Source organism: Microcoleus sp. N3A4 (genome assembly GCF_036701805.1).
Classification (GTDB): domain Bacteria; phylum Cyanobacteriota; class Cyanobacteriia; order Cyanobacteriales; family Microcoleaceae; genus Microcoleus.
On the sequence record NZ_JAUBRJ010000039.1, the window covers coordinates 61972 to 73111 of the forward strand.

The 11140-nt window shown below is 46.5% G+C and carries 12 protein-coding genes and 2 pseudogenes; 3 read left to right on the forward strand and 11 right to left on the reverse strand.

Annotation, left to right across the window (positions count from 1 at the left end; all coding sequences use genetic code 11):
• The 8 genes and pseudogenes from QUA56_RS36905 to QUA56_RS21675 all read right to left on the reverse strand — a co-directional run.
• Window positions 1-137: leucine-rich repeat domain-containing protein (locus QUA56_RS36905; RefSeq protein ID WP_445242935.1), on the reverse strand; the 137-nt coding region annotated here is incomplete at its 3' end.
• Window positions 95-208: pseudogene (locus QUA56_RS21645) on the reverse strand (IS1 family transposase); the annotation flags it as partial. The pseudogene QUA56_RS21645 and the gene QUA56_RS36905, both read right to left, overlap by 43 nt.
• Before the next feature lie 32 nt (window positions 209-240).
• Window positions 241-888 (reverse strand): leucine-rich repeat domain-containing protein, encoded by a 648-nt coding sequence (locus QUA56_RS21650; RefSeq protein WP_333361334.1) that lies wholly within the window; start codon window positions 886-888, stop codon window positions 241-243.
• 62 nt (window positions 889-950) lie between these two features.
• Window positions 951-1052 (reverse strand): annotated as a pseudogene (locus tag QUA56_RS21655) (ABC transporter ATP-binding protein); the annotation flags it as partial.
• 322 nt (window positions 1053-1374) lie between these two features.
• Window positions 1375-1575 carry a hypothetical protein gene (locus tag QUA56_RS21660; protein ID WP_236507847.1) on the reverse strand — a complete coding sequence of 67 codons (201 nt, stop codon included), beginning with the start codon at window positions 1573-1575 and terminating at the stop codon, window positions 1375-1377.
• On the reverse strand, window positions 1572-1871 hold the full coding sequence (locus QUA56_RS21665; RefSeq protein WP_333361336.1) for a BrnT family toxin: 300 nt from the start codon (window positions 1869-1871) through the stop codon (window positions 1572-1574). Before QUA56_RS21665 ends, QUA56_RS21660 begins: the two co-directional genes overlap by 4 nt.
• A gap of 94 nt (window positions 1872-1965) precedes the next feature.
• Complete coding sequence (locus tag QUA56_RS21670; protein ID WP_333361338.1) at window positions 1966-3006, reverse strand: ABC transporter permease; 1041 nt, start codon at window positions 3004-3006, stop codon at window positions 1966-1968.
• 290 nt (window positions 3007-3296) lie between these two features.
• Window positions 3297-3809 carry an adenine phosphoribosyltransferase gene (locus QUA56_RS21675; protein ID WP_333361340.1) on the reverse strand — a complete coding sequence of 171 codons (513 nt, stop codon included), beginning with the start codon at window positions 3807-3809 and terminating at the stop codon, window positions 3297-3299.
• A gap of 237 nt (window positions 3810-4046) precedes the next feature.
• On the opposite strand from QUA56_RS21675, the gene QUA56_RS21680 reads away from it, so the two are divergent.
• Both QUA56_RS21680 and QUA56_RS21685 read left to right on the forward strand, forming a co-directional pair.
• A complete protein-coding gene (locus tag QUA56_RS21680) occupies window positions 4047-5213 on the forward strand; it encodes a pyridoxal phosphate-dependent aminotransferase (protein WP_333361342.1) in 1167 nt (388 codons plus the stop codon).
• 194 nt (window positions 5214-5407) lie between these two features.
• The gene (locus QUA56_RS21685) at window positions 5408-5683 is read left to right on the forward strand and encodes a hypothetical protein (protein WP_333361344.1); all 276 of its coding nucleotides are present in this window, start codon (window positions 5408-5410) and stop codon (window positions 5681-5683) included.
• A 126-nt stretch (window positions 5684-5809) separates the two neighbouring features.
• Here the strand turns inward: QUA56_RS21685 and QUA56_RS21690 are convergent, their stop codons facing one another.
• Window positions 5810-6583, reverse strand: a complete 774-nt coding sequence (locus tag QUA56_RS21690) for an RNA polymerase sigma factor SigF (RefSeq protein WP_333361347.1) — start codon at window positions 6581-6583, stop codon at window positions 5810-5812.
• A 459-nt stretch (window positions 6584-7042) separates the two neighbouring features.
• A complete protein-coding gene (locus QUA56_RS21695) occupies window positions 7043-7885 on the reverse strand; it encodes a photosystem II manganese-stabilizing polypeptide (protein WP_333361349.1) in 843 nt (280 codons plus the stop codon).
• A 404-nt stretch (window positions 7886-8289) separates the two neighbouring features.
• Between QUA56_RS21695 and QUA56_RS21700 the strand changes: the two genes are divergently transcribed.
• Window positions 8290-8652, forward strand: a complete 363-nt coding sequence (locus QUA56_RS21700; RefSeq protein ID WP_333361351.1) for a hypothetical protein — start codon at window positions 8290-8292, stop codon at window positions 8650-8652.
• A 68-nt stretch (window positions 8653-8720) separates the two neighbouring features.
• Here the strand turns inward: QUA56_RS21700 and QUA56_RS21705 are convergent, their stop codons facing one another.
• Window positions 8721-10403, reverse strand: a complete 1683-nt coding sequence (locus tag QUA56_RS21705) for a calcium-binding protein (RefSeq protein ID WP_333361353.1) — start codon at window positions 10401-10403, stop codon at window positions 8721-8723.
• Window positions 10404-11140 lie beyond the last annotated feature (737 nt).

The following is an 11140-nucleotide window of genomic DNA, read 5'->3' on the forward strand; positions in this document are numbered from 1 at the left end:
AGATCGAGTGTGGTCAGATTGGTGAGCGAGTCGAGGAAGCTGATGTCGGTAATTCTATTGTAGGAGAGGGTAGTGCTAAAGAGGAAAGGATGTTCTAAGCTGGCAAAGAAGCATTGTAGTGATGGATAAAATTCCAAATCGCACCAATGTGATTGTCCAACTTCTTAGAAAACGATAATGTTTTCCTGATCCATCGGGACACTCGTTGTCATTCTCTCATCCTTTCCTCTTTAGCACTACCTAGGAGAGATGCAGTGTGGTCAGATTGGTGAGCGAGCCGAGGAAGCTGATGTCGGTAATTCTATTGTAGGAGAGATGCAGTGTGGTCAGATTGGTGAGCGAGCCGAGGAAGCTGATGTCGGTAATTCTATTGTAGGAGAGATTCAGTGTGGTCAGATTGGTGAGCGAGCCGAGAAAGCTGATGTCGCTAATTTGATTGAGGCGCAGATTCAGTGTTGACAGATTGGTGAGCGAGCCGAGGAAGCTGATGTCGGTAATTCTATTGCTGTCGAGATTGAGTGTGGTCAGATTGGTGAGCGAGCCGAGGAAGCTGATGTCGCTAATTTGATTGTAGTTGAGATTCAGTGTGGTTAGATTGGTGAGCGAGCCGAGGAAGCTGATGTCGCTAATTTGATTGTAGTTGAGATTCAGTGTGGTTAGATTGGTGAGCGAGCCGAGGAAGCTGATGTCGGTAATTCGATCGCTGTTGAGATCTAGTTTTGTCATGCTTGAAAGTATCTGCTCCGCTGCTTCAGGGTCATCAGTGCCAGCCTTTTTTAACAACACTTTAACTGTGTGCCTTGCCTCTTCTGAAAGACTCTCAATATGCCTGCACCAGTCCGCAAAGCGGCTAAAACTCATTGGCTCTTTTGGTTGTTTTTCTGACATAAAACACTCCGAGATGGGTCATGGGGCATCGGGAATGGGGAATGGGAATACCGTTAACTGTTGATTTCGCCTGCTGCTACTTGCAAATCGATGTCATTGACTGCTATATTGCGATCGAATTGTTTTGTGAGTCCGCAAGTTTCTATTGCTAGTTGTTGTGCCATGTTTTGAGGGTGAATGAAGTTTGACTAAGTATAGCCTTTCTCAGAAAGATGAGGTACGACTGGGCATAGGGCATAGGGCATAGGGCATAGGGCATAGGGCATAGGGCATAGGGCATACCTCACTTTTTTGAGAACCGCTATACATCCCAGGCATATCCGCCAAATAAACCGGGTTTTTATCTAATTTGTGGGCTGAGACGAAGTATTCTCGAAAAAACTAGGTTTCTGACTATCCCTGCGTAAGTTCCTATCTCCTTTTGCGGTCGATCGCGATCGAGCACTATCAGCCAAGCCACTTGAGAAAAAAAACTGGGTTTTTCACCTACTCAACACTTTGAATTAGTTTAATGTTATTTCTCAACCATTCATTGACCAAAGCTTGAACCTCAATCTTTTTGTGATTAGCAATTTTAGTCACAAAGTCCTCGACATCTGGTTCGAGATAAATGGGATAATGAAACGTAGCATCAGGATGGTAAAACTTGCCTTGCTCTGATGAAGAAAAGTCATACTCTGATTTCATAATTTCCTCTCTTGATAAGGTTGGGTTTCAGTGGAATTAGCTTTGCGGGCTGAAATAATCCGAATTACACTGGAGGTGCGATCGGTTTGTTCAAAGGTATGGACAACAACCCTTAAAATTCCTGTTTCATCTAAACCTATGGTAATCCATCTATCTTCATCTTGACTGTGTTCTTCATCATAGATTGTTAATTGAGAACGATCGCGGAAAACAGTTGATGCCAAACGAAAATTTAATTGATGTTTGCGAATATTTTGCTTTTCTTTGGCTGGATTCCAATCAAAATTATAATCCAAAGCAATTTATCAGGTTAAATCGAGGTACTATCAAATTATAACACAAATTATAAGTTAGAGTTTTTCACCCCGCGTGCGTCCAGGACTAATTTTACTATTTCAAATCTTCCAGCTTAATCCGAGGATCGACAGCTTTCAGCAGTAAATCTGCCAACAAATTCCCCACAATCAACATCGTCGCACCCATCATCAAACTAGCCATTACTAAATACAAATCTTGATTGTTCACCGCCTCCAAAGTCAGCTTTCCCAAACCCGGCCAATTAAAGAAAAATTCCGCAATAAACGCACCGCTCAACAAACTAGCAAACTCAAAACCCAAAAGCGTAACCAACGGATTAATAGCATTCCGCAAAGCGTGAACGTAAATTACTCGATCGTCCGGCAAACCTTTAGCCCGTGCTGTTCGGATGTAATCTTGACGCAGCACGTCCAACAATTGTCCCCGCATCAATCTTTGCAAACCCGCAAAACCAGTAAGGCTGAGGGCGACAGTTGGTAAAATTAAGTGCCAGCAGTAATCGAGGATTTGACCCCACCAAGGTAAGTCTGCGTGGTCGATACTTGTCATTCCTCCTACTGGAAACAGAGGCGAAGTATTTTGTGCGAAAAATAGCAGCAACAAAGCTGTGATAAAGCTGGGAAATCCCTGTCCGGTGTAGCTGACTACTTGCAAAACTCGATCGACTGTGCGGTTTTGATTGACGGCGGCGACAATTCCCAAAGGAATCGCGATCGCCCAAGTTACAATCAAAGATGCGATCGCCATCAACAGCGTCGCCGGTACCCGTTCCCACAGCAGCGAAGCTACCGATCGCTGATACACAAAACTCGTGCCAAAATTCCCCCGCGTCACAATTTGTTGCAGCCACAGCCAATACTGCACAATCGCTGGTTTATCTAAGCCGAACTGCTGTTCGAGTTGCTTCAGTGTCTCCGGCGAAATCTTCGGATTTTGGCTCAAAGTATCCAAGTAATTACCCGGTGCTAGCTCAATAATTGCAAAACAAAGAGCCGATGCCAAAAATAGGGTTAAAAGTGCCTGCAACAGTCGCTTGACAACATAAGTAAATGTCTCGCCACCAAACAGAGAACTCAACATTCGCCAATTTCGATTTAACTTAAGAGAAGTCATGCTATTTTAGATTTTAGATTTTAGATTTTAGATTTTAGAATTGAAGAATTGAAGAATTGAAGAATTGTGAATGATATTAATTCCGGTTGCATCGGAATGATTTAACCGCTCTTGACGCAGAGATCGCAGAGGAAGAGAAGAGAGAGATGAATAATTCCGATGCAAAGGTCAAGGATATTATTTGTCAGTAGTTTTTATTCAACTGTCAACTGTCAACTGTCAACTGCCAACTGTCAACTGTCAACTGTCAACTGTCAACTGTCAACTGTCAACTGCCAACAGTTAACTAACTAATATTCAACTAGCGTGACGATCGGCACATCCGGCAATTTCTGCCTGCCGCCCAAAGCCTGCAATTCAATGATAAAAGCAAAACCGACAAGCTCGCAGCCAGCTTGCTCCAACAATTTAGCCGTCGCCGCCGCCGTTCCGCCAGTGGCGATTAAATCGTCCACAATCAGCACCCGGCTACCGGATGCCATCGCATCTCGGTGCATCTCCAGTCGATCGACACCGTACTCCAACTCGTACTCAGCAAAATGAACCGCACCAGGCAGTTTCCCTGGTTTGCGGACGGGAATAAAGCCTATTCCCATTTTATAAGCCAAAGGCGCGCCAAAGATGAAGCCCCGGGATTCCATGCCCACCACATAGTCAGCAGACATTGCAGAGCATTTTTCCGCTAAGCTGTCAATGGTGTAGCTGAGCCCTTGCGGGTCGCGCAGCAAAGTTGTAATGTCTCGAAACAGAATTCCCGGTTTTGGGAAATCAGGAATGTCGCGAATCAGAGATTTGAGATCCATAAGCTTGCAGAGCGGCGTTGAAGGTAACGAGGCATCAAAAATGGTACAATAATAACGTCAAAATTTTAAAATTAAAAAATAAAAATTAAAACTAACAAGTTTTTTAGTTTTAATTTTTTAATCGCTTAATCCTTTACGTACTATGTAAACAAATGTCATAATTCCCTAACAACAGGGTTGAATATCAACATTTGTCACCCTAAGATCTAAAGTCAAAAATCTAATATCTAAAATCCAATGATCAAGTTGGCAGCACGAGTGGGCGAGGTTCCTCCTTCCATAACCTTAGCGATCGCAGCTAAGGCTAAAGCCATGAAGGCCGAAGGGATTGATGTCTGTAGTTTGAGTACGGGAGAACCCGACTTTGATACTCCCGAACACGTTAAAGCAGCGGCAAAACAAGCTTTAGACGAGGGGAAGACTAAGTACGGCCCTGTGGCTGGGGAACCGCAGTTAAAAGCTGCGATCGCCCGCAAACTCCGCGACGACAACAACCTTAACTATCAACCTGAAAATATCATCGTCACCAACGGCGGCAAGCATTCGCTCTACAATCTGATGATGGCTCTGATCGATCGGGGGGATGAAGTAATTATCCCTGCTCCCTACTGGCTGAGCTATCCAGAAATGGTAAAACTCGCCAGCGGCAAGCCAGTAATTGTACGGACTGATGCTTCTACAGGATATAAAATTACACCGGAACAACTGAGTCGAGCGATTACTCCCAAAACCAAGTTATTTGTACTGAATTCGCCTTCTAACCCGACGGGAATGGTGTACACTCTGGCGGAAATCAAAGCACTAGCCGAGGTGATAGTTGATCGAGATATTCTAGTCGTTGCTGACGAAATTTACGAAAAAATTATATATGACGGCGCCCAACACGTCAGCATCGGTTCCCTGGGCAAAGAAATCTTCGATCGCACCCTGATCAGCAGCGGTTTTGCCAAAGCTTACGCGATGACAGGCTGGCGAATCGGTTATTTGGCCGGGCCGATCGAATTAATCAAAGCCACCAGCACCATTCAAGGTCACAGTACCTCAAACGTGTGTACCTTTGCACAGTATGGCGCGATCGCAGCTTTGGAAAGCAGCCAAGAGTCTGTCGAAACAATGCGTCTAGCTTTTGCCGAAAGGCGTCAGGTAATATTTGAATTGCTCGATGCTATCCCCGGAATTAGCTGCATCAAACCAGACGGTGCTTTCTATATGTTTGTCAACATCAGCAAAACTGGAATGAATTCTCTGGAATTTTGCGACGCTTTCTTAGAACAGCAGCAAGTAGCAGTTATTCCGGGGATTGCTTTTGGTGCAGACGACCATATTCGCTTGTCTTACGCCACTGATTTAGGCACAATTAAAAAAGCCGTAGAAAGGCTCGATAAATTTGTCCGACAAATCTAAAGATTATTTAGTCAGTGGTTAGTTGACTGTTGATTGTTGACTGTTGACTAACTAATGATATCAATTCCGGTTGCATCGGAATTAATATTACCCGAAATCAGGACACGGCAGTGCCGTGTCCCTACTGGCGCGCAAGACACGGCACTGCCGTGTCCTCGCTTATCATTCCGGCGCAGCCGGAATTGATATGACCGATGACCAATGATATCGTTTCCGGTTGCATCCGAATCATATATAGCAGTTCTAAGAAAGATGAGGTACGTAGTTGGGCTTCAGCCCTCAAGCGTCTGGGTGGTTATGTAGGCGTTGCTGATTTACGGTATCAAAGACTAAATATGCAAATCATAGAAACCAGTATCCACAAAGCTTCTGGATTTTCAACTGATTTTTTTCATACCCTGATTAAGCAACGCCGTTATGTAAGCTGTCAGTCATACCTCATCTTTTTGAGAAAGGCTATATTTGGATAATGTCAGCGCTCACATCGTCCCCGCTCGCGAGCCACGCCGCGAGCTCTTAAGCTCGCACTACATAATTCCGATGCTACCGGATTTGATATGACCAATGACTAATGACTAATGACTAATGACTAATAACTAAAGCTGTTTAGTCATAATTTCTTTAAGCAAATCCAGCCCCTTCTTAACACGCCGAGAAACCGTCACCGCGCTAATACCCAAGCGTTCGGCGGTTTCCTTCTGCGTCAAATCGTAGAGAAAAACAAACTCCAATATCTCGCGAGTCCGTTTTTCCAACATAGCCAAAGCTTGCTGTACGCGAATTTGATCCTCTTGCGCCAACTGAAAACTCCGATACTTGCTATCGGGCACCAATTCTCCCAGACAAGTCGCGCCCTCATCTTCATCTTGCATCGGCGCGTCCAAACTCAGAGGCGATCTGTTGAGATGGGCCAACTTAATTTCTTGCCATTCTTCTACAGAAACCTCAAGCACTGTTGCTACTTCAGCATCCGTAGGTTTGCGGTTTAACTGCACCTGCAAATCCTTGATCGCTGTTACAGATTTGCGTTCCAGGGACTGCCAGTGGCGGGGAAATCGCACAGAAGGGCTTTTGTCCCGCAAATAGTGTTGAATTTCGCCCCGAATGTAGGGAATTGCAAAGGAACTAAAAGCGTGTCCCTTCGACATATCAAACCGCTCGATCGCCCTGATCAACCCAAGACACCCTACTTGCAGCAAATCGTCGTAGTTTTCACCGCACTGGTTGAGCCAGTGGTAAACTTCTTTTCTCACCAGTCCAATATTCAGTTTAACTAACTGATTGCGGGTTTCGTTCGATCCAGAAAGTTGATACTCCCGCAACAATTGCAAATTTTCGCTTTTTAGCTCGTTCGGCACTGTGGTAGACATAGCGGCATAAGGGTTGGTAGAGGAGAGGACTGAGGTTGCTTTAGATCGAGTTTCCAATACAGTCTAAAATAATTCACTTTTAGGTAGTGTAATCCTAGCACTTAATAGGTGTGATAGCGGACACACATCTTGAATTTTGGGAAGGTGCAGGGATTTAGGGCGACGATCCGAAGGCCTTCGGCAGAAGGCAGAATTTTACCAGGTAGAAGGTATGCGGCACAAGCCCGAATTTAACCGGGATTTTTTAACACATCATAATCTGAAAGCGGTTTAAATACAATACTTTAATTAATAAAAAATCCCAACTTAATAACTTGCGACTGAATGCAATTCAATCATAAATTTAGTCATTAGTCAACAGTCTTAAGTTATGTTGCTCGAGACTGTTGGCTAATGAAGGGCGAGCAGTACCTTTAGGGCAAAAAACTGCTTAAGTTCGATCGATCCAGAAAGCCAATTTTACGAGACAGAAGGCTCAATGCGAGCGTAAAACAAACCCCGGATTTTCACGTCTAGAGCGGGTCTAGCTCCCAAATCTGTATCAGAAGGCTGCGTGCTCTCAAAAATCCCGCCAACTTCGCCAGTGGCGCTGTTAACTTTAGCAACTTGGAGAGAAATTTTGCCCGCCTTGGTGCGAGTGTCAGCCAGCTTAACATTAGACCGTTGCAGTTTGGAATTGTCAGTAGCCGGAAGCGCTACAGCATTGTCGTAGCCAGTCGATACCCCGCGACCTTTAGGGTCTAAAAAGCCTGCGCTGCGGTAAGAAGGAACGTTAAAATCCCCTCTCAAATCGGTGGAAGTATTGATAGCAACCACTCCGGGTTCGGAACTGGCTACCAGCTCTTTAATAGTGAACAAGAAAGGTACTTGCTCTCCGCCCGGTAACTGAATCGTAATTGCTTGAAAGTCCAAGCCGTCCTCTTCTTTGAAAGTCAGAGTTCCGTCAGTACCGACATTGAGCGTACCTTGAACTTGGTCAATGCTTGACGTGAACCGCGTCAGCAATTTACCAGGCACAAATTCCGCCTCTTGGCGTTTGTTTGCTGGTTCTTCCTTGACAAAATAAGTTGTCGGCTGCAAACACAAACCAGTCAGTTTATAGCTGCCACCCGCTTCGATGGGGATCGATCCCCGAGAAGTTTCTGCCAAGCTAGGGCAGTTATTAGCCAATCCAGTACCTCTAATCTCGTCGTAGGTGAGCAACTCGGTAGTCGCCACCGTCGTGTCAGGAGCAGAAGAACAAGCAACCAGCGCACTCATGCAAAATGCTAAAAGTGCAACAATTAAAGCACGATATTTCATTGCCAACCTCAATATCCAACATCGGATTATATTAAGAAAAAGCCCTACTTCGAGCAAAATATAATTGCCCGCCGGCAGGCTAGGCCAGCACTTCGGGCAGTATTTAGATCCAGAACGCTCGCTTCACAGACACCGGCATTGACTCAAAAAATCAAGCTAGTGCGCCGTGAAAATAAGCAAGAACTTATGATTTCTCAATCAAGTTCGGATCGCAGCCCAATACACATGGTACGACGGGTTGTGCTCTTTTCTTGACTTGGACTGCAAATTAATATTGCTTAAGTCAACCTACTTAAGTTACTTTGCTTATGATGACCCCGAATGGCGATCGCGACTAGCTCGATTAGTCGGCTGACCAAAAGGCTGGGGACAAACGCCTTGTAGATTTCAAAGGAAGCAGCGGTATGGACAACGGCAAAGATTTAGAGTCAGAAAAGTTGCAGTCTCAAATGCAATCCCTGGCAGAGGCGATTCGGACTTTAGCCGAAAGTTGTCAGGGAGACAGTCTGCTGCTTTTGGCCCTGCTGCGGACGCTGGAAGCTTCGCACCGGGAAATTCGGGACGGTTTGTTTCAAGCGTCTTTTCCCGACAACCGCCAAGCACTTTACAAACTGCTCAGGAATATTGAAGCCAATGGCGGCTGGCCTTACATCGAGCGCATGAAACTTCGATCGCTCTTGGGGTACGCCCAACAATTATCTCCCCTAGAAGATTCTCCAGCCGAGTCGCCAGAAAACTCGGCCGAGACTCCGCCAGACCTTAAATAGTTATGAGTTATGAGTTATGAGTTGATGTAAAACTCACAAACTCATAACTGATATGCGCGCGATCGCACCTAGAACCCAAAAGGTGTAGGAGGTAAGAGTATCGGGTTCGGCACCGCCGTCGGGAATATCGGCGTCTGGCCGGGCATTGGCAATAGTCCTGGAGCCGGCGTGGGGGCGATCGAACTAATTGACAGCAGGGGCGAATCAGGCACGCTAACTGTCGGCGGAGTCGGAATCCTCGAAGCAGTCGGAGTCGGAGTCGGTGCTGCTGTGGGAGTCGGAGTCGGTGCTGCTGTGGGAGTCGGAGTCGGAGTCGGTGCTGCTGTGGGAGTTGGCGTCGGAGTTGGAGTCGGAGTTGGAGTCGGAGTTGGAGTTGGAGTTGGCGTCGGAGTCGGCGTTGGAGTTGGAGTTGGAGTTGGCGTCGGAGTCGGAGTCGGAGTTGGCGTCGGAGTTGGAGTCGGCGTCGGAGTCGGAGTCGGAGTTGGAGTTGGAGTTGGCGTTGGAGTCGGCGTTGGAGTTGGAGTTGGAGTCGGAGTCGGAGTCGGAGTCGGAGTCGGCGTCGGAGTTGGAGTCGGAGTCGGAGTCGGAGTCGGCGTCGGACTCGGACTGGGGGTAAACGTCCCAGTCACAGCGATAAAATCATTGGCATCGATCAGCGCCGACGGAGTGTCTGTCAAAATTGCTAAAAGCTTGCCGTCGATCGTAATTACTGTATCCCTGAGATTTGCACCGTTACCTTGGCTAACTACCAGTTGACTGAAAGATAAATTGCTCGGCAGCCCAAAGAAATCCTCTGCCTCATTGTAATCAGTAATTAAAACCAAACTGCCAGGCCCGGCTCCCAATCCAAAGACATCGCTGCCGCTGCCGCCAGTCAGAGTATCCGAACCCTCACCTCCGATCAGAGAATCATTACCCTCTGCCCCAAATAAATTGTCATTGCCGAAACTGCCCAAAATTGTATCGTCGCCGAGACCTCCGGCCAAGGAATCATCGCCAAAGCCACCGTCGAGAACATCATTACCTTTCCCGCCAAACAGGAAGTCATTGCCTTCATCTCCCAGTACCGAGTCGTCGCCTTCATCGCCGCGAATCGTATCGGAACCGCTGCCGCCAAAAGCTGTATCGTCAGCCTTGCCCCCAAATATTTGGTCGTTGCCGAAATCTCCCAAGAGCGAATCGTTGCCGGCATTGCCGTACAAAGTGTCGTCGCCTTCGCTGGCGGTCAAATAATCGTTGCCGTCACCGCCGAACAGTTGATCCCTGCCGAGACCCCCGTTGAGAGAATCGTTCCCAAAATTCCCGTAGAGAAAGTCATCATCAGCATTCCCGAATACGGAATCGTCGCCGTCACCCCCAGTGAGGGTGTCGTTACCAGTACCGCCGGCAATCACATCAGAGCCTGCGTTGCCACTAACTAAGTCGTCCCCTGCGTCTCCCAACAGGCTGTCTATCCCGTCGTTGCCGTCGAGGATGTCGTTGCCCAAACCGCCGCGAATCGAGTCGTCGCCGTTCCCGCCGGAAGCAAAATCGCGGCCTTGGTTGCCAATAAGTTCGTCATTTCCTTCACCCCCAAACAGCGAATCTGCTCCTTCACCTCCAAGAAGCTGGTCGTTGCCGGCGTCGCCGTCTAGGGTGTCATCTCCTCCCGCACCCAGGAGCGTGTCATCGCCATCTAAGCCGCGAATTCGATCGCTCTGCGGAGTTCCTAGAATAAAGTCGTTGCTGTCTGTGCCGATCAGGTTTGCCATAGGGAATACACCGCTCCTCAATCAAATAAATTGTTTGAAATTATGTTAATCGCCTTCGTGACAAGGGATTGCTGCTTGCCTACGTTAGCATAGTTGAGATTTTGGCAATCTGCTCTTGGCCGCGGGAAGTTGTGTCAGTGTCGGAGTTGCGATCGGGACTGGTATAATGCCCGATCGGCAATCTAATTTAGTTATTATGGATTTTTTCAAATAAAAATTAGTAGGTCGGACTCAAGGAAGTCAAACTAGACAAAGGAAATTATGAAGAATGAAAAATGAATAACCTTTTTGATTTTTGCTCCTCCTCAAACTTTTACTTTTGATAGCAGTTAAAGAAAAGAATGCCTCTTTAGGCAATATCCAAACCGTTAGGTCATCTGTAATTCGGTTCTCCTGAGTTTATGGTGTAAAATAGAGCAACCAATACAGTTAGAGTGATGAGCTTTCATTTAGACTATCTATTAGACTTGCCTGGAGTCAAGGTTGAAACTTGCACTCAAATTGAACGACAAATTTACTTCCCTTCTGAGTGTTTTAGCGTCAGTAATAATTTCTCCTCACTGTAATAATTATACAGAAGAACTCCATCAGAATCGACCTATTTGACACTCCCTGTGCTAAAGCAGCAGGGATTCTAAAGAAACTACCAAAAGGTAATTATTGAAGGCGCTGTCAAAACACCCCTACCAACTCCGTCAAGGTCAAGCCCTAACATTGTTGCTACTTTTCTCAAAATA

Excerpts from the sequence above, each read along its gene's own strand:
- QUA56_RS21650 (WP_333361334.1), bottom strand. The coding sequence starts at position 888 with ATGTCAGAAAAACAACCAAAAGAGCCAATGAGTTTTAGCCGCTTTGCG.
- QUA56_RS21660 (WP_236507847.1), bottom strand. The coding sequence starts at position 1,575 with ATGAAATCAGAGTATGACTTTTCTTCATCAGAGCAAGGCAAGTTTTAC.
- QUA56_RS21670 (WP_333361338.1), bottom strand. The coding sequence starts at position 3,006 with ATGACTTCTCTTAAGTTAAATCGAAATTGGCGAATGTTGAGTTCTCTG.
- QUA56_RS21675 (WP_333361340.1), bottom strand. The coding sequence starts at position 3,809 with ATGGATCTCAAATCTCTGATTCGCGACATTCCTGATTTCCCAAAACCG.
- QUA56_RS21680 (WP_333361342.1), top strand. The coding sequence starts at position 4,047 with ATGATCAAGTTGGCAGCACGAGTGGGCGAGGTTCCTCCTTCCATAACC.
- QUA56_RS21685 (WP_333361344.1), top strand. The coding sequence starts at position 5,408 with ATGACCAATGATATCGTTTCCGGTTGCATCCGAATCATATATAGCAGT.
- QUA56_RS21690 (WP_333361347.1), bottom strand. The coding sequence starts at position 6,583 with ATGTCTACCACAGTGCCGAACGAGCTAAAAAGCGAAAATTTGCAATTG.
- QUA56_RS21695 (WP_333361349.1), bottom strand. The coding sequence starts at position 7,885 with ATGAAATATCGTGCTTTAATTGTTGCACTTTTAGCATTTTGCATGAGT.
- QUA56_RS21700 (WP_333361351.1), top strand. The coding sequence starts at position 8,290 with ATGGACAACGGCAAAGATTTAGAGTCAGAAAAGTTGCAGTCTCAAATG.
- QUA56_RS21705 (WP_333361353.1), bottom strand. The coding sequence starts at position 10,403 with ATGGCAAACCTGATCGGCACAGACAGCAACGACTTTATTCTAGGAACT.